The following is a 21911-nucleotide window of genomic DNA, read 5'->3' as shown; positions in this document are numbered from 1 at the left end:
TGCCATGACACTGTTCAATTCGCGCCAAAGGCACAAGCCCGTGCACATGAACGTGACAGAGGAGTTAATCGATGACCCGATTTTTGACCGCGACCGCGCTACTCTGCGCACTCGCTGCGCCTGCCATTTCTGGCGAGGTTGTGACCTACACCACCGATGAAAGTTTTGATGATGTGATTTTTGGCCTGGAAAGCGCCATTCTCGATCAAGGCCTTGTCATTGATAGCAAAAGCCATGTCGGCGAAATGCTCGCGCGCACTGGTGCCGATGTCGGCTCTGACAAAACTGTATTTCTAAACGCAGATGTCTTTAGTTTTTGCTCGGCGTCATTGTCGCGCAAAGTTATGGAGGACGACCCGTTGAATCTACGGTTCTGCCCCTATGGCATCTTCGTGATGGTCAAGCCTGACACACCTGATGAAACCACCATCGGTTATCGAACAATGCCGGAAGGCGCGATGAAAGAAGTAGAGGCCCTACTTGATTCGATTGCGAAAACTGCAATTGGTCTTGAGTAATCATCGCCCGACCTGTTTTCAGATTTTGCAATCTGGCGTTGCTTGATCCGCAACATGCAAGGTCTTGATAGAAAACAAAACAAGCGCAATCAGTCCAATTAGGGCTGATTGTTTATTAATCGCTCGACTTGCCCCGGACTCGTGCGAATTTCCCTTGCGTAAAGACATAATATGATAAGGTTAACGCTAATTAGGTGTTGGGGGACACATTATGCCAATCAATTTTGAAATCGGAACATCTGCGGACGACACGTTGAATCGGGACAGTTGGCATCGACGTCATTCTCGGTGACGAAGGAAACGACAGCATTTTTGCGGACGATGGCAACGATACCATGGACGGCGAAGCTGGAAACGATACTGTTAAGGGTGGCTCCGGCAACGACTGGATTTCAGGCGAACAGAACGACGATCTTCTATTCGGCCAGGGCGGCAACGATGTTGTAGAAGGTGATGACGGCAACGACACAGTTGACGGCGGTGGCGGCCTTGATGTTTTGCTTGGCGGTTCTGGCGATGATTGCCTGAAAGGACGCAGCGGCGACGATGAGTTGTTCGGCGATGTCTGAGCGGCGATGAGGGCAATGACCGAATTGCTGGAGCGGCTGGCAATGATACTGCCTATGGCGGCACTGGCAGGGACCGGATTCTTGGCGGTAACGGCAATGATGATCTCAACGGCGGCGGCGACAACGATTTAGTGCGCGGCGATGCCGGCGCGGATACTTTGAATGGCGACGCGGGTGATGATCGTCTCTTTGGCGGTGACGATGATGACGTTCTTATCGGCGGAGCGGGCAACGATGCCATGAACGGCGGCGAAGGCGCTGACACGTTCATTTTCCGCCAAGGCGATGGCAATGATACGATCACCGACTTTGAAGACGGGATAGACCTGATCGATATCAGCGACTTTGCTGGAAGTTCTACCTACAACATCATTGCCGATCCCGCGTTAAGCGCGACGGACAATGCGTTCATCATCTTCTTCGCGACGGGCGAAACACTTCGAATCGAAAGTGCGGACGGTAGCGATTTCACCTTTACCTCTGCCGACTTCATTCTCTGATCGGTCTCGTTTTTAACATTGAAAGCGCGCTCCCTATCGGGCGCGCTTTTTCATTGGAACTCGGCGCTGGATTGCTCATTTCGGCTTTGCGCCTAGGACAGAAGTCGCCGTTCGCTCGCAAGTGCGTTTTGCGTTGCAGGATTGCGCCTATTCCCGAGTGCCATTTGGGCGAAGCAACGCCCAAAATACCCGCACCGCGCGAAATATGAAGCGGCGGTGATCCAATAAACTAACAGTCTCCTTGCGCATATATTCGAGTGCGCGGAACAAACGGAGACACCCATGTTTACCAAAGCCACACTCACACTCGCGGCGATCTCACTTGCTTCGGCAAGCTTTGCCATGTCTGACGCTGACGCAAACGGAGACAAAATGCTAACGCTGGATGAAATGAAGTCGGCCTATCCAGAAATAAGTGAAGACCAATTCATGCAGGCCGATGCAGACAGCGACGGCATTCTGAGCGAGCAGGAACTCGCGAACGCGGTTGAATCTGGCGTGCTGCCCCAACTCGACGATTAAGCAGGCCTAACGGATCTTCCTTCCAGTTGACCACTCACGCAGACGATCCCACTGGATACGGAAGAAGGGGTGCAGGTACTTATCTGCACCCCTGCATTGTTTACATGCCGAGCAAAGCAGGAAGCTCGGACATGTCCCCGAACACCGCATTGCAGATCGGCTCCAGCCGTTCCCTCGGCGTTTCGCCATAAAAGCCGAATGTCGTCATGCCCGCAGCAACACCGGCCTTGGCGCCGCTTGCGCTGTCCTCAACCACCACGCAGCGATCAGGCGCAATTCCTGCGCGCGACGCAGCCAGCAGATAGACATCTGGCGCAGGTTTTGGATTGGCCACATCTTCGCGCGAAAATACCCGGCCGGTAAATCGCTCCAATAGCCCGGTCTTTGGCAGGGTCACCGCCATCTTGGAATGCAGTCCGTTTGATCCAATCGCATAAGGTATCCCCGCCGCGTCCAAAGCATCCAAGACGGCAACTGCGCCTTTGACGGGTTCAACCTCTTTCGCAAGGACTGCATGCATTTCGGAATAGATGTGATCGAGCCAATCGTCAGGCAACGTAGCGCCCATCTCGCGCGAAAGGTCCATGACGCCTTGCATCGTACCGCCAACGAACAAATGCATGATTTCATCAAGCTCAAGAAGCAAATCGTGGCGTTTCAAGTTCTCCTGAATCACGCGATTGGTAATCATTTCACTGTCTACCAGCACACCATCACAATCGAAAATTACCATGTCAGGGGGAGTATTCATAAATCTAACCACGTGTTTGTTGCCGGGCCGTTCTGGTACCTGAGTCGGCCAAGGTCAACGCACGCATTGTTTCGCACTGTTGCATGGCACCGGATCAAGATTGCGGGCATCGAAATAGGATGGCTGAATAGGCTTTAAAAGAGGCGGCAAGAGCGAATTTTCCGCTTTGCAAATTCCTGCAAAAGAACAAGCGATTTGGCGCTCAGATTCAACCGAGATGCGCTGATTTTAGCCTATACAACAGTATGTTACACGATTTCACGTGCAAGCCCTCCAGAACAAAGCAAGAGATACAGCGCGCGCCGTATTTGGCGCGTCACTCAATTGGAGAATCCCAATGCTAAAAAACATCACGCTTGCTACTGCGCTCGTCGCATTCGCAACTTCCGCTTTCGCCGCAATCGAAGCAGACACCAACGAAGATGGCTTGCTTTCGTTTGAAGAAATCTCTGCTGCTTACGCAGACGTAACCGAAGACCAGTTCTCCGATGCTGACGTCGACGGCGATGGTTTGCTTGACGAGAGCGAAGTCGCGGACGCAGTCGAAGCCGGCCTGCTCAATATCGGCGAATGATTTAGTTCATTCTTTCTATGAACAAGTTAGGGGCGCGGCTGATCCGCGCCCCTTTATTTTTAGGCAGCCGTGTTTAGTGAACAACGGCGTCGTCAGGCCTTGGACGATTGGTGCTGGCCACCACATCCCCGATTATCAAGCCTTCAACACCTGCACTTACTGCAATGTTGGCACCGTCACCTACATCCCCCGCAAGCAGCATTTCAGCCAGCGGGTTTTGCAAGGCGCGCTGGATCACACGCTTCAACGGGCGTGCGCCGAAGACAGGATCATAGCCCTCATCAGCAAGCCATTTGCGCGCGGCATCATCCAGATCAAGCGTGATCTTGCGGCCTTCCAAACGCTTGGCCAAAAGACCAAGCTGGATGTCTACGATCCCAGCCATGTCATTGCGAGCGAGGCGATCAAAGATGATCGTCTCATCGAGGCGGTTCAGGAACTCTGGGCGGAAGTGCGCACGCACAGCGTCCATCACATCACGTTTCGCATCGCTGCTATCTGAGCCTTCTGGAAGCATGCTGAGCGCTTGCGCCCCAAGGTTTGATGTCAGAATAATCAACGTTTGCTTGAAGTCTACGGTGCGGCCCTGACCATCTGTCAGCACCCCGTCATCAAGCACCTGCAAGAGCACGTTGAACACATCAGGGTGCGCCTTTTCAACCTCGTCAAACAGGACGACCTGATAGGGGCGACGACGAACCGCTTCGGTCAAAACACCACCCTCGTCATATCCGACATAGCCGGGAGGTGCACCGATCAGACGCGCAACCGCGTGTTTTTCCATGAATTCAGACATGTCGATACGCACCATCGCGCTATCATCATCAAAGAGATACTCAGCCACCGCTTTGGTTAATTCTGTCTTACCCACACCCGTTGGCCCGAGAAAGAGGAACGATCCAAGCGGACGGTTCTCATCGTTCAGCCCTGCCCGCGCACGGCGCACAGCGTTGGCAACAGATTTGACTGCTGTATCCTGACCGATGACGCGGTTGTGCAAAGCATCTTCCATGCGCAAAAGCTTGTCGCGCTCGCCCTCAAGCATCTTGGACATGGGAATACCTGTCCAACGCTCGACGACGCCCGCGATTTGCTCGGGGCGCACGGCTTCTTCAACCATGACACCGCCCACTTCGCGATCTTCTGCATCGCCAAGGGCTTTCTCCAGATTAGGGATCACGCCATAGGACAACTCACCCGCTTTCGCGAGATTGCCTTCCCGTTTCGCGATATCAAGTTCAGCGCGCGCATGATCCAGCTGCTCTTTCAGATCTCGTGCGCCAGCAAGCTTGTCACGCTCCGCTTGCCATTGCGCCGTCATCTCGGACGAACGTTCCTGCAGCTCCGCCAGATCCTTCTCAAGAACTTCAAGGCGATCCTTGGACGCTTGATCGTCTTCCAACTTCAACGCTTCTGCCTCGATCTGCTTCTGCATGATCTCGCGATCCAGCGTATCCAGCTCTTCAGGTTTGCTGTCCACTTCCATCCGCAAACGGCTTGCCGCCTCGTCCATCAGGTCGATGGCTTTGTCTGGCAGAAAACGATCTGTGATATAACGATGAGATAAGGTCGCAGCCGCAACAAGCGCACTGTCCGAAATACGGACACCATGGTGCAGCTCATACTTCTCCTTGATGCCACGCAGGATCGAAATTGTGTCCTCGACCGTTGGTTCTTCAACCAACACGGGCTGGAAACGACGTGCAAGGGCTGCGTCCTTTTCAACATGTTTGCGATATTCGGCAAGCGTTGTTGCACCGACGCAATGCAGCTCGCCCCGTGCAAGCGCAGGTTTAAGAAGGTTGGACGCGTCCATTGCACCATCGGCCTTGCCTGCGCCTACCAGCGTGTGCATTTCGTCGATGAACAGGATAATTTCGCCAGCCGCAGCAGTCACCTCTGACAAGATCGCCTTCAGACGTTCTTCAAACTCACCACGATATTTCGCACCCGCAATCAAGGCACCCATGTCGAGCGACATGAGGCGTTTGTTGCGCAGGCTTTCCGGCACATCACCATTGATGATGCGCAACGCCAAGCCCTCGGCAATCGCCGTTTTACCAACGCCGGGTTCACCAATCAAAACAGGGTTGTTCTTGGTGCGGCGCGACAGAACCTGCATCGCACGACGAATCTCTTCGTCTCGGCCAATAATCGGGTCAATTTTGCCCTGCTCCGCCATCTCAGTCAGGTCGGTCGCGTATTTTTTCAGCGCGTCATAGCCTTCTTCGGCGCTGGCGCTATCGGCTGTTCGGCCTTTGCGAATATCGTTAATCGCGCTGTTCAACGTTTGCGCAGACACAGCGCCCGCTTCCAACGCTTCGCGCGCCTTGGATTTCACCAGCGCTAGCGCCTGTAAAATACGTTCAACCGGCACAAAACTGTCACCAGCCTTTTTGGCCAGCTTTTCAGCCTCATCCAGAACCTTGGCCGTTTGACCATCCAGATACACCTGACCGGCGTCACCGCTCACTTTAGCGATCTTCGCCAAAGCGGCCTCTAGTGATTCAACCACGCGAACAGGTGCGCCGCCAGCACGGGTAATCAGGTTGGATGCCAGACCCTGGTCATCATCCATCAAAGCTTTGAGAATATGCTCAGGCGCGAGTCGTTGATGATCTTCGCGCTGTGCAATGGTTTGCGCCGCCTGGATAAACCCGCGCGAACGCTCAGTGAACTTGTTAAGGTCCATGGTCGTACTCCTCTAAAAGCGCCCAACTGTTATTTGCGCCTGCTTGGCAGCACGCTTGGCGTCGGGCCTCGTCAATAATGTGTGTATTGCGGCGCATCCTATCAAGAGATTGCTGCCACGTTATTAACGCTCATTTGGACACATTTTGCCCAGATTCGAAGGTTTAAGGTTCTTGCAGGTAACAATCAAAGGTTCCCAAACAGGGGCCGTGCAGGAGAAAAACCATGATCGTAAAGCGTATCGACATCACGCCTATCCAGGAATTCACGCCAGAAACAGGTGGCAGCGGGAAAGTATCCTTCGTCACAGATACAGGAGATGTGATTTTTAACTGTCAGATCAAGCCAGGTCGCGAAGCCGAAAAGCGTAACGCAGTTCTTGCCTTCATAACCGAAGCAATGCGTCAAGTGCAGCGTATGCCGGAATATCGCATCTCAAAATCTTACATGAAGTTTGCGCCGGGCGTTTTGCCAGCAGAGTTCGCACTGTAAGACATCCAACTGCTTGACCTGCACCAGCCCTCCGCGCGATAGGAGGGCGACCCAAGCAGGAGAAACAGAATGTCCGATGATCGTTTGATCGTAGCCCTTGATGTGCCTAACGCGCTGGAGGGTTTGAAAATGGCCGAAACGCTTGGCGATTCCGTATCGTTCTACAAAATCGGTCTGGGCATGCTGACAGGTGGCGGGCTTGCGCTTGCTGGTGAACTCAAAGCCGAGATGGGCAAGCGTATCTTTCTGGATATGAAGCTCTTTGATATCGGCGCGACTGTCGAGGCTGCGGTACGTGGCCTGGCTCAATTCGACCTCGATTTCCTGACGGTCCATGGCGATCCCCATGTCGTGCGCGCAGCCAAAGAAGGCGCGTCAGGTAGCAACATGAAGATTCTTGGCGTGACAATCCTCACGTCCCTCGATCGCTCCGATCTGGACGATTGCTTGATCCGCGATGGCGCTGTTCCCGATCTGGTGATCGAGCGGGCCGGCCGTGCATTTGATGCTGGCGCAGACGGCATTATCGCCTCGCCTCAAGAAGCTGCTGCAATTCGCGCCCTTCCCGAATCGGAAGGTCGTCTGATCGTGACGCCCGGCGTGCGCCCGATAGGTGCCGACCTAGGCGATCAAAAACGCGTCGCGACACCCTTTAGTGCAATTTCAGACGGTGCCGACCATGTTGTTGTAGGTCGCCCGATCCGCGATGCAAATGACCGTAGAGCAGCGGCTGAAGCGATCATCGCCGACATTGCAACCGCCCGCCACAATCGCGCCTAATCGTTAATATCCTTATCGAAGACCTTCACTTGCCCGCGTTGCACGCCCAACACGCGGCGCAGGGCGATCCATGAGATCAGCGACACAACCGCGAAAACAAGAAAGGTCATCGGCAGACTTAGGCTGATGGCCGACCCGCCAACCAGCAAGATCAATCCAACCAAAGCCGCGCCTATCGCAAAGCCCAAGAAAATAAAGCTAGGTGCAAAGACTTCTAGTATCGCCAAAGCAACGGCCGCAATCATCCAGAATACCCAAGAGGTCCACATTACTTGGACCCTCCCTTAAGCATTTTGAAGGCATCGCCAAACGCATCCATCGCGCTGGCAGGCACAACAACCGTTTGCGAGCCGCCACCGGAACCGAGTGCCTTCAAGGCTTCGACCTGCTTCAGAGCCACCTGATATTGCGCCGCCTCTAGCCCATGATCTGCGATTGCTGCCGCAACAACGCTTGTTGCATAAGCCTCGGCATCCGCTGAGATACGCCGCGCTTTGGCAATTTGCTCGGCTGCATAAAGCTCGGCGTCGGCAGACAGTTCAACAGCACGTTTTTTTCCTTCGGCTTCAGTCACCTGAGCGCGGCGCGCACGCTCAGCGTTAAGCTGCTGAAGCATCGCATCGCGCGTCGCTTGATCCAGATTCACATCAAGCAATTCCGCGCGCGTTACTTCGATACCCCAGTCATCCACTGCACTTTCGACCAGTTTCTTGATCTCTGAAATAAGCTGGGTCCGGTTCGACTGAACCTCGTCCAGCTCCATTTTACCAATCTCGGAACGCACCATACCTGCAACGGTCGTTGCAATCGCACCATCCACATCGCGGATCCGGTAAACCGTCTTTTCAGGCTCCAGAATGCGGTAAAACACTGACGTTTCGACCTGGACCAAAACGTTGTCCGCCGTAATCGCATCCTGTGTTGCATTGGGAAGCTGGCGTTCAAGAATAGAAATCTTATGCGCAACCTTATCGAGGAATGGCACAATCAGGTTGATCCCTGGCCCAAGCACCGAGCGCAGGCGGCCAAATCGTTCGACAACGAATTTCTCGGACTGCGGAACGATCCGCACACCAAGAAGGATACAGATGATGATGAAAACCGCGAGCAGCACAATAAACGTGTTCTCGCTCAGGAATTCCAAGGCCAATTGATCAAGCGACATAAATATCTCCCAGCTATAGTCATACATATAGGAACAGAATCGAAGAAATTCAAAGACTGCATGTTTGAATTAGAGGCGAGGAAAGCGTAGGTTTGCGTTCTGATTTAACCAGATCGGGGCGGCACAATGCCCGCAGTTTGCAGAGATTGCCTGACGAGTTTTGATAGCGGTGCGCGGTGCCCTGCCTGTCGCTCTGTGCGCGTTGTCTCACACCCTGAACTCACAACGCTTTCTATCGCGCATATGGATTGCGACGCCTTTTATGCCAGCGTGGAAAAGCGCGATGATCCCACGCTGGCCGATAAGCCTGTAATCATCGGCGGCGGGCGGCGCGGCGTTGTGTCTACGGCCTGCTATGTGGCGCGGATCAAGGGCGTGCGCTCTGCCATGCCGATGTTTCAGGCGCTAAAGCTATGCCCTGATGCCGTCGTGATTAAACCGCGCATGAGCGCCTATGTTGAAGCCTCCAAAGCGATCAAGGAAATGATGCTGGAACTGACCCCAGCGATTGAACCCCTTTCGCTGGACGAGGCCTTCATGGACCTGCGCGGTACCGAGCGTTTGCACGGCGCGCCGCCTGCGGTGATGCTTGCCCGCTTGATTAAACGCATGCGGGACGAGCTGGGGCTAAGTGGGTCAATCGGCCTGTCACATAACAAATTTCTCGCAAAGGTTGCCTCTGATCTTGATAAGCCGCGGGGGTTTTCCGTGATCGGCAAGGCAGAAACCAACGATTTTCTGGCAGGTAAACCCGTTCGTATGATCTGGGGTGTCGGCCCTGCTGCGCAGGCCTCGCTCGAAAAGGTGGGGATCCGTACCTTTGATGATTTGTTGCGCTGGGAAAAGTCCGAGCTGGTCGCGCGCTTTGGTGGCACTGGCGAGCGGCTTTTTCACATCGCGCGCGGCGAGGATTTTCGCCGCGTCTCCGCACATGCCCCGATGAAAAGCATCTCGAAGGAAACAACCTTCTTTGAGGATACCGCCAACCCTGAAGTTCTCGATGGTCATATCTGGCGTCTGTCTGTCCAAGTCGCAGACCGCGCCAAAGCCAAAGAGCTGGCCGGGCGCGTTATAACGCTTAAACTGAAGCGCGCAAATTTCACCCAGATCACACGCCGTGTGTCATTGCGTGAACCGACCCAGATGAGCGACCGTATTTACCGCGAAGCCAGAGCACTATTCGACACGGTCAAGGATCAAGGCCCGTTTCGTTTGATTGGAACGGGGATTTCCGATCTTTGCAAGGCGGACGGCGCGGACCTAAGCGGTGATTTGCTGGACCCCGATGCAATCAAACGCACAAAGGCCGAGCGTGCGACAGATGCCATTCGTGATCGCTTTGGTTCTGACGCAATTCGAAAAGGCCGCTCTTTGCGCTAGCTGTCACTCCGCCGCCAATGGCCGTGACTTTTGCTGACCGACCTCACAAATCTCGGACATAACTGTCGAAAGCTTGTTCTTGATATCCTCAAAACTGGCTTTCAGCGTCAGTGTCTTTTCATTCATATAGATCGAACGATCAATTTCGACCTGCACAGCATGTTGCCGACGTGAGGGACGCCCATAGGTCTGCGTGACATAAGCGCCAGCGAAGGGTGCATTGCGGGAGACAGTGAAGCCCGCGCTAGAGAATGCAGCTTCGATCTGATCGACGATCAAACTGCTCGCAGAGGCCCCGAACCGATCCCCCAAAACAACATCGGGGCGGCGATTGCCAAATCGCTCGATCCCATCGAGGGCCTCATGCGGCATCGAATGAAAATCCACCAAGATCGCCTCACCAAAGGCGTCATGGGCTTCCTGTAATACACCCGACAAAGCGTTATGGTAGGGATGCCAAAAATCAACCAGCCGCTTGCGCGCTTCTAATAGGGTCAGTTTACCGCGATAAATCGCCCGTCCATTTGAAACCACGCGCGGAATGACCCCCAAACCAGAGGCAACACGCGGATTGTGGCCGCCGCTTTTCACCCCTTCGATCAACGCAGGGTCCAATTCCTCAGAGCTTCTATTCAAATCAACAAAGGCACGCGGCACAGTGGCCAACAACAAGGGCGCGCCAAAGTCAGGGGCGCGCTCGATCAATTGATCGACAAACGCATCCTCCGAAGATCGTATCGCCATCTCGCTTAAAGTTGAGCGCCGCATGAAGGACCATGCATATTCGCGCCCGCTGTGCGGCGACGCAAAAACGACGCTTGACGATAGCACGTCAGGTCGAATGAGTTGATAGCCCGATCGTGACATGAATGCTCCTATCCGATAACTCGAATATAGACTGATAGATGCAAATACCAAAAGCCCTTGATCCTGCTTGCGACTCCTTTTATAGCCCCACTACCGGCGCGGAATTTCGCGCCCCGTTTTCGTTTGGGGCAAGGGTTTTTCGTAGGTTTCATGGGCGATTAGCTCAGTGGTAGAGCACTTCGTTGACATCGAAGGGGTCACAAGTTCGAACCTTGTATCGCCCACCATGAATTTTTTGCCCATTTTGGGCGCTAACCACCGAGGCGCACGCAGCGCCGCGTAAGAGGAGAAGACCGATGAAGGTTAAAAACTCGCTCCGCTCGCTGAAGCAGCGTCACCGCGATTGCCGCGTTGTGCGCCGTAAGGGCCGTGTTTATGTTATCAACAAAACACAGCGCCGCTTCAAAGCCCGTCAGGGCTAAGAGCAAGTAGCTTTAGAATGTGGAATGGGCCGTCTCTTTCGAGGCGGCCTTTTCTTTTGGAGGAGTGTCTCCTGTGCGGGCCAAAGCCGCAATTTCCAACGACGGCTATACAAATGGGGAAAACCCGTTTTTATGTCTGATGCTTGGCGAATGTTCCCGGTTCTGATTAAGGAAGGGAGTAATCGGCGGAACCAACATCGAAAGCAGAGTAACAGATGCTGACAAATCTTGACTTGATAGAACTCACTGAATTTCGCCGTGAGCTTCACCGCTACCCAGAATTGTCCGGTGAAGAAGTGGAAACCGCCCGTAAAATTGCAGATGCACTGAAACCATTGTCGCCAACACGCATTTTGACTGGGTTAGGTGGGCATGGTGTGGCCGCCGTTTTTGATAGCCACAACGACGGTCCAACCGTCCTTTTTCGTGCTGAGCTTGACGCACTACCTATTGAGGAACGTAACGACATCGCTTGGTCGTCAATGATAAGCGGAAAAAGCCACGTTTGCGGTCATGACGGCCATATGACTATGCTGCTTGCATTGGGGCGCATGATTTCTCGTAAACCGGTCGCACAGGGTCGTATCATTTTGATGTTCCAGCCCGCAGAAGAGGACGGCAGCGGCGCAAAAGCTGTTGTCGCCGATCCTGCATATCAAGAAATCCAACCAGACTGGGCGTTTGCCATACACATCGAACCTGGCAGGCCCCTCGGTTATGTCTCTACTTGTGCCGGCCTGATTAACTGCGCTTCATTGGGACTTAAAATCAAGCTCAACGGTAAGACCGCCCATGCCGCCGACCCCGAAGATGGCGTTTCTCCGGCGCGGGCTGTTGCCGAGTTGATCCCTGAGTTGGATGCTTTAGGGCAAGGCGGTTCGCTTGACGATGATTTCCGACTTGTGACAGTTACCCATGTGCGGATTGGCGAACCATCATTTGGCGTTGCACCAGGTGAAGCCGAGATATTTGCCACCTTGCGGACAGCAGGTGACGAAGGCATGGAAGGTCTTGAAAGCAAGGCCCGAACCCTTGCCATCACCACGGCGGAGAAATTTGGGCTTAGAGTGGGTTTTGAGGTGTGCGATGATTTTGCAGCTTCGATCAACGATCCAGATGCCTATGCCGTGGCAAAAAAAGCCTTGGATTCAATCGGCGTCGCTTATGGCGATGCTGGCGTTCCTATGCGCGCGTCCGAAGATTTTGGAGTATTTGGGTGGGATGCCAAGGCTGCAATGTTATGTTTAGGACCGGGCGAAGACTATGCAGCGCTGCACAACCCAGACTACGATTTCCCCGATGACCTGATTCCTCTCGGAAGTGCCATCTTTGAACGCATAGCCAGAGACTTGTTGGGAACCGCCTAGCTTTTATACTAAATGGGCTCGCACATTAGCATAGCTTAACTCCGAAAAACTCAATCGTAACTGCGCTGATCTTCGATGACCAAGCCATCGCGAGGTAAAGCACCCATAGCAACAAGCTCGATCTTGCCCTTCATTTTGAGTGAAGACTGAATAGCCGCTTCAAAACTCGCAACATCGCTTGCAGACGTCTCAATCTGCACCGTCAGCACATCTTTTTCGGCTTCACGCGACGCGATCACCCGCGCGCGGGCAATTCCGTCATGGCTCGCCACCAAATCAGCGACCTGTTCAGGGCGCACGAACATGCCTTTGATCTTCGTCGTTTGATCCGCGCGGCCCATCCAACCTTTGATACGTGTGTTGGTACGACCACAGGGGCTAGCACCCGCCATCATAGCGCTAAGATCACCAGTAGCGAAACGGATCAGGGGGTAGTCGGGATTGAGCGAGGTAACGATAACTTCGCCCACTTCACCCGCCTCAACAGGAATGCCTGTGCCGGGGATGACGATTTCGACGATCACGCCTTCATCAACGATCATGCCCTCTTGGGCCTTAGATTCATAAGCAACGTTACCGAGGTCCGCCGTTGCATAGTTTTGCAGGCAAAGAATTCCGCGATCCGCGTATTCCTGGCGCAGGCTCGGGAAAAGCGCGCCGCCGCCAACAGCCGCCTTGGTGATGCCCAAAGGCACCCCAAGCTCATCCGCCTTATCAAGGATAACTTTCAGATAGTCTGGCGTACCCGCATAAGCGGTTGAACCAACATCCTTGGCCGCGCGCACTTGCAATTCGGTCTGACCCGTTCCCGCAGGCAGCACAGTCGCACCCACCGCGCGCGCACCATTCTCGAAAATCGAGCCAGCAGGCGTCAAATGATAGCCAAAGCAGTTCTGCACGATGTCGCCCTTGCCGATGCCAACCGCATGCAGGAAACGACCAATGCGCCACCAATCATGGCTTACGCCGCCGGGTTCATAGATCGGGCCAGGGGACTGAAATATATGCGCAACGTTGGACACGTTGATGCCGCCAAACGGGGGCTTCTCGGATTGCAACGCCACCAGATCGGATTTGCGAAACACGGGAAGCTTGGGCAGATCAGCAATCGAGCGAATGCCACTCGCATCCGCACCGCTTCGCGCCAATTGTTCAAGCAAAGCCGCGCTTTGTTGGGCCTGTCGCTCGTCTGCGGAACGTGTCTCTAACGTGTCGAAATGTGAAGTCATGGCGCGGCTCGCAGGCAAAAGGGAAAATCAGGAAAGATGGCTTAGCTCAGCCAACGTTTGCGGCGGCGGTAGGACCGAACATCGCGGAAGGACTTGCGCCCATCATCCGACATGCCCAGATAGAATTCCTTAACATCAGGGTTCTCGCGCAGTTCAGCCGCAGGACCATCCATGACCACACGTCCGCTTTCCAGAATGTAACCATAATGCGCAAAGCGAAGCGCGACGTTGGTGTTCTGCTCAGCCAGAAGGAAAGTCACGCCTTCTTCTTCGTTCACCTTCTTCACGATCTCGAAGATCTGCTCTACCAGCTGCGGCGCAAGCCCCATAGAGGGCTCATCCAGAAGAATGGTCTCGGGGCGCGACATCAATGCGCGGCCCATGGCAACCATCTGCTGCTCGCCGCCTGATGTATAACCAGCCTGGGATTTACGGCGCTCTTTCAAGCGCGGGAAATAGTTGTAGACCATTTCAAGATCAGCGGCGATTGCACCCTTGCCGTCCTTGCGCGTATAGGCGCCGGTCAGCAGGTTTTCTTCAACGGTGAGGTGTTCAAAACAGTGACGGCCTTCCATCACTTGAATGACGCCAGAGCGCACCAGATCAGCTGGATCGCGCCCGGACAGATCAGCGCCGCGATAGCTGACAGAGCCTTTGGTGATGTCACCACGTTCGGATTTCAGCAGGCCGGAGATGGCCTTTAGGGTCGTCGTTTTGCCAGCGCCGTTGCCGCCGAGAAGCGCGACGATACCACCCTTGGGAACGTGCAGGCTGACGCCCTTCAACACAAGGATCACATGGTTATAGATCACTTCAATGTTGTTAACTTCGAGAAGTTTTTCCGTGCTCGGAGCAGCATCTAGCATGTCACACGCCCTGTCATAAATTAGGTTAAGGATGGTTCGGCCAACGCAAGGCCAGCCGAACCGGAAAGAGGCTTACTTACAGCCTTCTTCGATGTTGTTTTCCGCAGCATATGCCATGGAATCTGCTTCGATCAGCGGCTGGATCACGTCCATATCTGACTCGGAGAAGTCAGAAACCATTGTCCACTTTTTCGCAGATGCATCCCACTGGGTCATGCCAACTAGGCCAGGGCCACCGTGGTTTTCGCAAGACACTTTGAACGAAGGACCAAAGCCTGGCAGGCCAAGCGCCGCCATCTTCTCTTCTGTGATATCCAGTGCTTCCATACCATCACGCATTTGCGCCGCGTTAATCTGGGCTACGCCATGGATTTCCTGCGCTGTTTTCACAGCTTCCGCCGCAAGCATCGCCGCATAGAGGCCGCGGTTATAGAGAACCGTCCCGACCTGATCGCCAGCGCCCGCTGCTTTACCCGCATCAACAACGTACTTCTGGATGTCTGCAAAGACAGGGAAGTCATTGCCAACACCGTGGAACGTCAAAGCCTTATAGCCGTTCGCAGCATCGCCTGCTGGCAGAACGTCGTTCTCGGAGCCAGACCACCAGATGCCGATGAAGTTTTCCATGTTGAAACGGATGTTCGCCGCTTCTTGAACCGCAACCTGGTTCATAACGCCCCAGCCGTACATGATGACATAGTCAGGCTTTTCACGGCGGATTTGCAGCCACTGTGATTTCTGCTCCTGACCCGGGTGGTCAACAGGGATCAACGTCAGTTCATAACCGTGCTTTGCAGACAGCTCTTCCAAGGTGCGGATAGGCTCTTTGCCGTAAGCAGAGTTGTGATAAACCAGCGCAACTTTTTTACCGCTCAGGTCACCTTGGCTCATCAAATAGTTGATCGCGCCAGATGCCCCATTCCAGTAGTTCGCTGGGTAGTTGAAGACGTTCGAAAACACCTTGCCGTTCGCAGCAGATGTACGGCCGTAACCCATCGAGTGGATTGCGATGCCGTCAGCAGTTGCTTTGGGGATCAGCTGGTAGGTGATACCGGTGGAAAGCGGTTGATACACAAGCGCGCCTTCACCTTTGGTGGACTCGTAGCACTCAACGCCTTTTTCGGTGTTGTAGCCTGTCTCGCATTCCAGAACCTTCGCAGGAACGCCGCCGATACCGCCATCACGCTCGTTGAGCAGTGTGAAGTAATCCGCATAGCCATCTGCGAACGGAATACCGCCAGCGGCATAAGGACCTGTGCGATAAGAAAGTGACGGGAACACAAGATCCGCCATTGCGGGGCCTGCGGCCATCAGCGCAGTCAGCGCCATTGTTGTTAGTTTCATCTTCATCGGGTTGTTCCTCCCATGGTTGTTCCGATGTTGAGGGCTTGCGCCCCTTATTGAACTTTGGCCCGACGCGTTAATGCGGGAAGGGCCAAAGGCGTAATTTCTCTTTCGCAACGCGCCACAGCTGCGCAATGCCGTGTGGTTCTGCGATGAGAAAGACGATGATCAATGCGCCCACGATCACCAAATTGAAATGCGCAACGATGTCTGTTGGCCAACCCAATAGATCAACACCGATCAGCTTGAGCAGAACAGGCAAAAGCACAAGGAATGCAGCGCCAGCAAAAGAGCCAAAGATCGACCCTAGTCCGCCAATGATAATCATGAACAAAACAAGGAATGATTTCTGGATGCCGAAGGCTTCGCCAACTTCAACCGCACCTAGGTAAACCGCAAAGAAGAGCGCGCCAGAGATACCAATAAAGAAGGACGACACAGCAAAGGCACTCAGCTTGGCTTTCAGCGGGTTCACACCGATGATCTCAGCCGCAATATCCATATCGCGGATCGCCATCCATTTACGGCCCTGCATCCCGCGCGTCAGGTTGCGCGCAATGATTGCGGACAGTGTCAGAAAGACGAGACAAAACAGATATGTCGCCCACGCTTCTGTGTTGGCACCGGTAACCGCGACGCCAAAAACGGTGCGTTCCGGCGCGTTGATCTGACCAGAAGCGGAATAGTTGTAGAACCAGCTTACTTTGTTGAAGAGCCAAACCAGAAAAAACTGCGCCGCAAGCGTTGCAACAGCCAGATAGAACCCCTTGATACGAAGGCTTGGCAGGCCAAAGGCCGTTCCCACCATTGCTGTAATACCACCCGCTGCGATCACGTGGAAAAAGATGTTCACGTCCGGGAAGCTTGTCATCAGCTTATAGCAGGCATAAGCGCCCACAGCCATGAAGCCACCCGTTCCAAGCGACACCTGCCCGCAATATCCGGTCAGGATATTCAGACCGATTGCAGCAATCGAATAGATCAGGAACGGCAGCAAAAACGAATTCGCCCAATAGTCATTGATTAGAAATGGAATGACGCCAAACGCAACCGCCAGAACCACATAATAACGATAGCGATCAAACTTGATCGGAAAGGTCTGGTTGTCGTCGGTATAGGACGTCTTGAAATCGCCCGCTTCACGATAAAACATTATGCCGCCTCTTCGTCGTCGCGCTGCATCACGCGGTTTGGTTTCCTGGCGTAGCCAGTGGCTTCGCTATGACGGATCAGTTGAAAATACGCCCAAAGGCCAACTGCCGCCCCTGCTGCTGCAAGCAAGGCTGCTGTCACCATTTGTCCGCTTTCGGTCGGTTTGGTTGTCAGGGCCAGATAACCAAAGGCCCAGAACCCGCCCCATGCAACAACATTCAAAATCGCAATCAGTTTCTGCACGATTATACCCTCTCGATGATCTTCTCGCCGAACAGCCCTTGCGGACGGAAGACGAGGAAGATGAGGGCCAGCACGTAGGCGAACCAGTTTTCGGTCGCACCGCCAACCATAGGCCCGATGGCGAACTCAAACAGTTTTTCGCCAACGCCGATGATCAATCCACCTACGATTGCACCGGGGATCGACGTAAAGCCACCTAGCATCAAAACGGGAAGCGCCTTGAGCGCAATCAGGGAAAGCGAGAACTGAACACCTGAATTTGTGCCCCACATGATGCCGGCAACCAGCGCAACAAACCCGGCGACAGACCAGACCATGATCCAGATGAAGTTAAGTGAAACACCGACAGACAACGCCGCTTGGTGGTCATCCGCAACAGCCCGCATCGCACGGCCCTCTTTGGAGTATTGGGAAAAGATAACCAGCGCGATAACCAAGAGCGCAGCGATGACAGTCGCAACGATATCAAGATTGCCGATGAAGAAACCGTAATCAAAAATGCCAAATGTAATATTTTCGATGGTTTCGTTGATACCTTGCGGCAAACCAACGTCCAGCTTCTTGATCTCTGAACCCCACATCAAATCGCCAACGCCTTCAAGGAAGTAAGCAAGGCCAATCGTCGCCATGAAAAGAATGATCGGTTCCTGACCAACAAGATGTCGGAAGATGTATCGCTGAACAAGCCAAGCAAACAGCACCATCACCGCCATGGTTAATATGATCGCAAGGAGCGCGGGCACATGCCAGCCAAAGTGATGAATGTCCGTGCCAAATACCGCGTTGATAATATGACTGAACGGCACTTGCCCGTCCATGATACCAACCAAGGTCAGCGCAGAAAACAAGGCCATAACGCCTTGAGCGTAGTTGAAAATGCCGGACGCTTTGAAGATCAAAACAAAACCCAGCGCGACAAGCGCATAGAGAACCCCAGCCATCAGGCCGTTAAGGAACACTTCCATCGCATAGATGAGTTGTTCGGGCATCACGAGGCCTCCTTAGTTTGGGTTTGATGGAAACGTATCAGCTTCATCAACATTGGGTTTTTCCCTCTGTTTCGGGCACAATTGCGAGATTGATACGTTGAGGCGTATCGGCATTCACGTCGAATGGAATGTTGACGCTGACGCCCTGTTTTCCATGACAAACGTGGTAAATGGGTTGGGTAAGAGCTGTTTCATCGTCAAGCATTGGCTTCGTTATGTGTATCCAATCAGCCAAACCCGCATGAAAAGCTGAGACTTCTTCGCGTGTTGAGTCAGTCTGACCCGGGAAATCGCCCGCGTAAACATCACACAACAATGCGTTCCCCACAGGAACAATGAAATAACTGACGCCCAGAACCTTCGCACCGCGTTCATCAACTTCACGCATCGCGCCTTTGTCACCAGTACCAACAGCAGCAATGCAGTGTTGAATCATCGAGCGATGAGCATCCGCCTGCGTGGCAGCGCTGACGGAGCCGGAAGACAAAGCAAGCAGCCCTAGCACTGACGTCAAAGAGGCCATTTGGCTAGTCATGTGCCACCCCCAGATACGCGTCGATCACCGCCTGATTGTTGCGAATATCATGTGGGGTCCCGTCGCCGATCTTCTTGCCATAATCCATCACAACAACGCGGTCGGATAGGTCCATGACCACGCCCATATCGTGCTCGATCAGCGCAATCGTCGTGCCAAATTCATCGTTCACATCCAGGATAAAGCGGCTCATGTCCTCTTTTTCCTCAACGTTCATCCCTGCCATCGGCTCATCAAGAAGCAGAAGGTTCGGCTCGGCCACCAAGGCGCGCGCAAGCTCGACGCGTTTCTTCAAACCATAAGGCAAACGCGCAACCGGTGTTTTGCGGATATGCTGGATTTCCAAAAAGTCGATGATCTTTTCCGCCTTCTCGCGGTTCTCGACTTCTTCGCGCTCGGCTTTGCCCTTCCAAATGGACTGCGCGAACAAGCCAGAGTTCATCTTGTTCAAGCGCCCTGTCATCACGTTATCCAGAACGGTCATGCCTTCAAACAAAGCAATGTTTTGAAACGTCCGCGCGATACCCTGCTGAGCAACTTCGAATGGGCGCATTTGCGGGCGTGGCTTGCCGTTGAACAGAACCTGACCTTCTTGCGGCACATAAAAGCCCGAGATCACGTTCAGCATCGAAGATTTACCTGCCCCGTTCGGGCCAATAATCGCGCGAATTTCACCTTGGCGAATGTCGAAACTGATGTCCTTGATCGCCACCACACCGCCAAAGCGCAGCGTGATATTCTTCATTTCCATCACCACGCCGCCAATCGTGCGGCCATCCTCGGTGACGTAGCTGTCTGAATTATCTAGCACTTCTATATCTCCTAAGACGCGCAATCGGACGGTGGCGTAGTTACGTTTGTTTTTGCTGCAATCAAAACGAAATGCGAAATCTCTGGATCAGTCTGAAACACAACGCGCACCGTATCGCCCGTTGGGTTTGATGGTGTGTCCAATACTCTACGAACGCCCACACCAAGACTTTTACAGTTCTGGTACTCGCGCAACATCCCAGCTTGAATCTCGCTCGTTGCCCAAAAATCAAAGTTTTCTACAATAGCTTCTAGTGTTTCACCTGCAACATCTTGGCCGGCGGAAGGGTAAATTTGACAGCCCTTTGGCCCTTTGGAGCTTTTAATGGCTTTGAGGATAACCCCATTGGACAGCCACCACTGCTGCTCACCTGCGCTTTTGAGTGACGGATTGATAGAATGACCTTCACGGATAGGCGTAAGGCATTGAGCATCAAACGCTGCAGCACCGATCAAAAAACGGCTCTCGACATCGGCATGTGCGGCGCTTGCAACAAGACCAGTTAAAGCTACCGCAAAACCCTGCAAAGATATGGAAAAACGCCGCATTATCATTCCGCGGCTATCTTCGACGCAGTCACAGGCACAACCTTTGCATCGCGAATTTCCAGCGTCGCGCTGATCTTGCCTTTGCGGCCGTCTTCATAAGTGACTTCTGTTTCGGTGTAGATTTCGGATGAACCATCATACAGCGCGTTCACCAAGTCCTCAAACTTTTCACCAATGATCTTGCGACGCACTTTTTGTGTGCGCGTCAGCTCGCCGTCATCCGCATCCAGCTGCTTGTGCAGCACAAGGAAGCGATGAATTTGGCAACCAGACAGCATAGGATCTTCCGCGACGGACTTGTTCACGGTTTCCACATGCTCCTGGATTGTCTCAAGCACACGAGGGTGACCAGCGAGCTCCTGATACGAAGCGTAAGCGATGTTGTTGCGTTCGGCCCAGTTACCCACCGCCGTTAGGTCGATATTGATAAACGCTGTGCAGCGATCGCGCCCGGCACCAAAGACAACCGCCTCTAGGATGTTCGGATAGAACTTCAGCTTGTTCTCGACGTACTTGGGCGCAAAGAGCGCGCCATCGGCCATATTCGCCACATCCTTGGCGCGATCAATAATGCGCAGATGGCCTGTGCCTTCTTCGATAAAGCCCGCATCACCCGTTGCGACCCAACCCTCCGGGTCTTTGGTGTCAGCGGTGCTTTCCGCATTTTTGTAATACTCAACAAACGTACCCGCAGAGCGGTAGAAGACTTCGCCGCTCTCGGCGATTTTCAACTCAACACCGGGCGATGGAACACCAACCGTGTCAGAGCGCACCTGACCGTCAGGTTGCTGTGTAATGAACACAGACGCTTCGGTCTGACCATATAGCTGCTTTAGATTGATCCCGAGCGAACGATAGAAATCGAAGATTTCGGGCCCAATCGCCTCACCCGCCGTATAGCCAACACGAACACGCGAAAAGCCAAGCGTGTTTTTGAGCGGGCCATAGACCATCAGATTGCCCAGCGCATATTTCAGCTTGTCCATTCCGCCGACTGGATTGCCGTCCAGAATATCAGGACCAACCTTGCGCGCATGCGCCATGAAATAATCGAACATGCGTTTCTTGAACTTACCTGCGTCTTCCATGCGGATCATCACATTGGTGAGCTGGGTTTCAAAAACGCGTGGTGGGGCGAAATAGTAGGTCGGACCAATTTCACGCAAATCGGTCATCATTGTTTCTTCGCTCTCCGGGCAGTTTACACAGAACCCGGTCCAATAGGCCTGACCAAGCGAAAAGATGAAGTCACCAACCCAAGCCATAGGCAGATAAGCAAGAATATCCTCGCCTGCGCTGAGATGGTCGAACTCGGAAGAATGGCGTGATGTTTCGATAATGTTACGATTGCTCAGAACCACGCCTTTGGGCTTGCCCGTGGTGCCAGAGGTATAAAGCATCACGCAGGTGCTATCATAATTCAGCGCCTCACGACGCTTCTTCAGTTCAGGGAAAAACTCATCATAAGCTGCACGGCCCTGATCCTGCACATGGGAGAACTGGTGCAGCGTCGTATGATCGTACTTCCGCAGACCGCGTGGATCGAGGTAGATCAGATGTTCGAACTGATGCAAATCGTCCTGCACCTCTATCACC

At 53.6% G+C, this 21911-nt stretch carries 25 protein-coding genes, 1 tRNA gene and 1 pseudogene; 12 read left to right on the top strand and 15 right to left on the bottom strand.

Features of this window, described 5'->3' with window-relative positions:
* Window positions 1–71: 71 nt before the first annotated feature.
* The 5 genes and pseudogenes from WBC85_RS05930 to WBC85_RS05910 all read left to right on the top strand — a co-directional run bounded on the left by WBC85_RS05930 (window position 72) and on the right by WBC85_RS05910 (window position 2109).
* Window positions 72–518, top strand: a complete 447-nt coding sequence (locus WBC85_RS05930) for a DUF302 domain-containing protein (protein ID WP_424433946.1) — start codon at window positions 72–74, stop codon at window positions 516–518.
* A 257-nt stretch (window positions 519–775) separates the two neighbouring features.
* A complete protein-coding gene (locus WBC85_RS05925; RefSeq protein WP_424433948.1) occupies window positions 776–1087 on the top strand; it encodes a calcium-binding protein in 312 nt (103 codons plus the stop codon).
* Window positions 1084–1197, top strand: a pseudogene (locus WBC85_RS05920) (calcium-binding protein); the annotation flags it as partial. The gene WBC85_RS05925 and the pseudogene WBC85_RS05920, both read left to right, overlap by 4 nt.
* Window positions 1198–1218: 21 nt before the next feature.
* A complete protein-coding gene (locus WBC85_RS05915; protein WP_424433944.1) occupies window positions 1219–1587 on the top strand; it encodes a M10 family metallopeptidase C-terminal domain-containing protein in 369 nt (122 codons plus the stop codon).
* Between the two features lie 282 nt (window positions 1588–1869).
* Complete coding sequence (locus WBC85_RS05910; RefSeq protein WP_424433942.1) at window positions 1870–2109, top strand: EF-hand domain-containing protein; 240 nt, start codon at window positions 1870–1872, stop codon at window positions 2107–2109.
* A gap of 100 nt (window positions 2110–2209) precedes the next feature.
* Here WBC85_RS05910 and WBC85_RS05905 read toward each other — a convergent pair whose 3' ends face one another.
* A complete protein-coding gene (locus tag WBC85_RS05905; protein WP_424433940.1) occupies window positions 2210–2860 on the bottom strand; it encodes an HAD family hydrolase in 651 nt (216 codons plus the stop codon).
* A 337-nt stretch (window positions 2861–3197) separates the two neighbouring features.
* Between WBC85_RS05905 and WBC85_RS05900 the strand changes: the two genes are divergently transcribed.
* Complete coding sequence (locus tag WBC85_RS05900; protein ID WP_424433938.1) at window positions 3198–3434, top strand: hypothetical protein; 237 nt, start codon at window positions 3198–3200, stop codon at window positions 3432–3434.
* A 73-nt stretch (window positions 3435–3507) separates the two neighbouring features.
* Here the strand turns inward: WBC85_RS05900 and clpB are convergent, their stop codons facing one another.
* The gene (gene clpB / locus WBC85_RS05895) at window positions 3508–6126 is read right to left on the bottom strand and encodes an ATP-dependent chaperone ClpB (protein ID WP_424433936.1); all 2619 of its coding nucleotides are present in this window, start codon (window positions 6124–6126) and stop codon (window positions 3508–3510) included.
* 224 nt (window positions 6127–6350) lie between these two features.
* On the opposite strand from clpB, the gene WBC85_RS05890 reads away from it, so the two are divergent.
* Both WBC85_RS05890 and pyrF read left to right on the top strand, forming a co-directional pair.
* Entirely contained in the window at window positions 6351–6617 is a 267-nt protein-coding gene (locus WBC85_RS05890; RefSeq protein WP_424433934.1) for a hypothetical protein, read from the top strand.
* A gap of 69 nt (window positions 6618–6686) precedes the next feature.
* Window positions 6687–7397, top strand: coding sequence for an orotidine-5'-phosphate decarboxylase (pyrF, locus tag WBC85_RS05885; RefSeq protein ID WP_424433932.1), 711 nt, complete (start codon window positions 6687–6689; stop codon window positions 7395–7397).
* Here pyrF and WBC85_RS05880 read toward each other — a convergent pair.
* Window positions 7394–7666 carry an NfeD family protein gene (locus WBC85_RS05880; protein WP_424433930.1) on the bottom strand — a complete coding sequence of 91 codons (273 nt, stop codon included), beginning with the start codon at window positions 7664–7666 and terminating at the stop codon, window positions 7394–7396. The two genes, pyrF and WBC85_RS05880, sit on opposite strands and share 4 nt — an antisense overlap.
* Window positions 7666–8562 (bottom strand): SPFH domain-containing protein, encoded by an 897-nt coding sequence (locus WBC85_RS05875; protein WP_424433928.1) that lies wholly within the window; start codon window positions 8560–8562, stop codon window positions 7666–7668. Before WBC85_RS05875 ends, WBC85_RS05880 begins: the two co-directional genes overlap by 1 nt.
* A gap of 126 nt (window positions 8563–8688) precedes the next feature.
* Between WBC85_RS05875 and WBC85_RS05870 the strand changes: the two genes are divergently transcribed.
* Window positions 8689–9942, top strand: a complete 1254-nt coding sequence (locus WBC85_RS05870; RefSeq protein ID WP_424433926.1) for a DNA polymerase IV — start codon at window positions 8689–8691, stop codon at window positions 9940–9942.
* A gap of 3 nt (window positions 9943–9945) precedes the next feature.
* On the opposite strand, the gene WBC85_RS05865 is transcribed toward WBC85_RS05870, so the two are convergent.
* Window positions 9946–10809: an N-formylglutamate amidohydrolase gene (locus tag WBC85_RS05865; protein ID WP_424433924.1), complete on the bottom strand. Its 864-nt coding sequence runs from the start codon at window positions 10807–10809 to the stop codon at window positions 9946–9948.
* Between the two features lie 152 nt (window positions 10810–10961).
* On the opposite strand from WBC85_RS05865, the gene WBC85_RS05860 reads away from it, so the two are divergent.
* The 3 genes from WBC85_RS05860 (at window position 10962) to WBC85_RS05850 (ending at window position 12598) form a co-directional block, all read left to right on the top strand.
* A tRNA-Val gene (locus WBC85_RS05860) sits at window positions 10962–11036 on the top strand.
* Window positions 11037–11105: 69 nt separating this feature from the next.
* Window positions 11106–11231: a type B 50S ribosomal protein L36 gene (gene ykgO / locus WBC85_RS05855; protein ID WP_012177066.1), complete on the top strand. Its 126-nt coding sequence runs from the start codon at window positions 11106–11108 to the stop codon at window positions 11229–11231.
* A gap of 215 nt (window positions 11232–11446) precedes the next feature.
* Entirely contained in the window at window positions 11447–12598 is a 1152-nt protein-coding gene (locus tag WBC85_RS05850; protein ID WP_424433920.1) for an amidohydrolase, read from the top strand.
* Between the two features lie 50 nt (window positions 12599–12648).
* On the opposite strand, the gene WBC85_RS05845 is transcribed toward WBC85_RS05850, so the two are convergent.
* The 10 genes from WBC85_RS05845 to WBC85_RS05800 form a co-directional block, all read right to left on the bottom strand.
* Entirely contained in the window at window positions 12649–13827 is a 1179-nt protein-coding gene (locus WBC85_RS05845) for a phenylacetate--CoA ligase family protein (protein WP_424433918.1), read from the bottom strand.
* Window positions 13828–13868: 41 nt separating this feature from the next.
* Window positions 13869–14693 carry an ABC transporter ATP-binding protein gene (locus WBC85_RS05840; RefSeq protein WP_424433916.1) on the bottom strand — a complete coding sequence of 275 codons (825 nt, stop codon included), beginning with the start codon at window positions 14691–14693 and terminating at the stop codon, window positions 13869–13871.
* Between the two features lie 72 nt (window positions 14694–14765).
* Window positions 14766–16043: an ABC transporter substrate-binding protein gene (locus tag WBC85_RS05835; RefSeq protein WP_424433914.1), complete on the bottom strand. Its 1278-nt coding sequence runs from the start codon at window positions 16041–16043 to the stop codon at window positions 14766–14768.
* Between the two features lie 70 nt (window positions 16044–16113).
* Window positions 16114–17190, bottom strand: a complete 1077-nt coding sequence (locus tag WBC85_RS05830; RefSeq protein ID WP_424433912.1) for a branched-chain amino acid ABC transporter permease — start codon at window positions 17188–17190, stop codon at window positions 16114–16116.
* Complete coding sequence (locus tag WBC85_RS05825) at window positions 17190–17432, bottom strand: hypothetical protein (protein ID WP_424433910.1); 243 nt, start codon at window positions 17430–17432, stop codon at window positions 17190–17192. The genes WBC85_RS05830 and WBC85_RS05825 overlap by 1 nt, the downstream gene beginning before the upstream one ends.
* Before the next feature lie 2 nt (window positions 17433–17434).
* Window positions 17435–18421, bottom strand: a complete 987-nt coding sequence (locus tag WBC85_RS05820; RefSeq protein ID WP_424433908.1) for a branched-chain amino acid ABC transporter permease — start codon at window positions 18419–18421, stop codon at window positions 17435–17437.
* Between the two features lie 46 nt (window positions 18422–18467).
* The gene (locus WBC85_RS05815) at window positions 18468–18944 is read right to left on the bottom strand and encodes a hypothetical protein (RefSeq protein WP_424433906.1); all 477 of its coding nucleotides are present in this window, start codon (window positions 18942–18944) and stop codon (window positions 18468–18470) included.
* A 4-nt stretch (window positions 18945–18948) separates the two neighbouring features.
* Window positions 18949–19767: an ABC transporter ATP-binding protein gene (locus WBC85_RS05810; protein ID WP_424433904.1), complete on the bottom strand. Its 819-nt coding sequence runs from the start codon at window positions 19765–19767 to the stop codon at window positions 18949–18951.
* Between the two features lie 11 nt (window positions 19768–19778).
* Entirely contained in the window at window positions 19779–20315 is a 537-nt protein-coding gene (locus WBC85_RS05805; protein WP_424433902.1) for a hypothetical protein, read from the bottom strand.
* Between the two features lie 2 nt (window positions 20316–20317).
* Window positions 20318–21911 (bottom strand): AMP-binding protein (locus WBC85_RS05800; RefSeq protein ID WP_424433900.1); only part of this gene is annotated, 1594 nt, incomplete at its 5' end.

The organism is Planktotalea sp. (assembly GCF_049680325.1).
Lineage (GTDB): Bacteria > Pseudomonadota > Alphaproteobacteria > Rhodobacterales > Rhodobacteraceae > Planktotalea.
Note: the sequence above shows the minus strand (reverse complement) of the source record. Positions and strands in the feature narration are given on the sequence as shown.

Coding starts and splice junctions, on each gene's coding strand:
- WBC85_RS05880 (WP_424433930.1), bottom strand. CDS start 7,666: ATGTGGACCTCTTGGGTATTCTGGATGATTGCGGCCGTTGCTTTGGCG.
- WBC85_RS05865 (WP_424433924.1), bottom strand. CDS start 10,809: ATGTCACGATCGGGCTATCAACTCATTCGACCTGACGTGCTATCGTCA.
- WBC85_RS05850 (WP_424433920.1), top strand. CDS start 11,447: ATGCTGACAAATCTTGACTTGATAGAACTCACTGAATTTCGCCGTGAG.
- WBC85_RS05930 (WP_424433946.1), top strand. CDS start 72: ATGACCCGATTTTTGACCGCGACCGCGCTACTCTGCGCACTCGCTGCG.
- WBC85_RS05870 (WP_424433926.1), top strand. CDS start 8,689: ATGCCCGCAGTTTGCAGAGATTGCCTGACGAGTTTTGATAGCGGTGCG.
- clpB (WP_424433936.1), bottom strand. CDS start 6,126: ATGGACCTTAACAAGTTCACTGAGCGTTCGCGCGGGTTTATCCAGGCG.
- WBC85_RS05815 (WP_424433906.1), bottom strand. CDS start 18,944: ATGGCCTCTTTGACGTCAGTGCTAGGGCTGCTTGCTTTGTCTTCCGGC.
- WBC85_RS05830 (WP_424433912.1), bottom strand. CDS start 17,190: ATGTTTTATCGTGAAGCGGGCGATTTCAAGACGTCCTATACCGACGAC.
- WBC85_RS05905 (WP_424433940.1), bottom strand. CDS start 2,860: ATGAATACTCCCCCTGACATGGTAATTTTCGATTGTGATGGTGTGCTG.
- WBC85_RS05805 (WP_424433902.1), bottom strand. CDS start 20,315: ATGCGGCGTTTTTCCATATCTTTGCAGGGTTTTGCGGTAGCTTTAACT.
- WBC85_RS05900 (WP_424433938.1), top strand. CDS start 3,198: ATGCTAAAAAACATCACGCTTGCTACTGCGCTCGTCGCATTCGCAACT.
- WBC85_RS05835 (WP_424433914.1), bottom strand. CDS start 16,043: ATGAAGATGAAACTAACAACAATGGCGCTGACTGCGCTGATGGCCGCA.
- WBC85_RS05910 (WP_424433942.1), top strand. CDS start 1,870: ATGTTTACCAAAGCCACACTCACACTCGCGGCGATCTCACTTGCTTCG.
- WBC85_RS05875 (WP_424433928.1), bottom strand. CDS start 8,562: ATGTCGCTTGATCAATTGGCCTTGGAATTCCTGAGCGAGAACACGTTT.
- WBC85_RS05820 (WP_424433908.1), bottom strand. CDS start 18,421: ATGCCCGAACAACTCATCTATGCGATGGAAGTGTTCCTTAACGGCCTG.
- WBC85_RS05890 (WP_424433934.1), top strand. CDS start 6,351: ATGATCGTAAAGCGTATCGACATCACGCCTATCCAGGAATTCACGCCA.
- WBC85_RS05840 (WP_424433916.1), bottom strand. CDS start 14,693: ATGCTAGATGCTGCTCCGAGCACGGAAAAACTTCTCGAAGTTAACAAC.
- WBC85_RS05845 (WP_424433918.1), bottom strand. CDS start 13,827: ATGACTTCACATTTCGACACGTTAGAGACACGTTCCGCAGACGAGCGA.
- ykgO (WP_012177066.1), top strand. CDS start 11,106: ATGAAGGTTAAAAACTCGCTCCGCTCGCTGAAGCAGCGTCACCGCGAT.
- pyrF (WP_424433932.1), top strand. CDS start 6,687: ATGTCCGATGATCGTTTGATCGTAGCCCTTGATGTGCCTAACGCGCTG.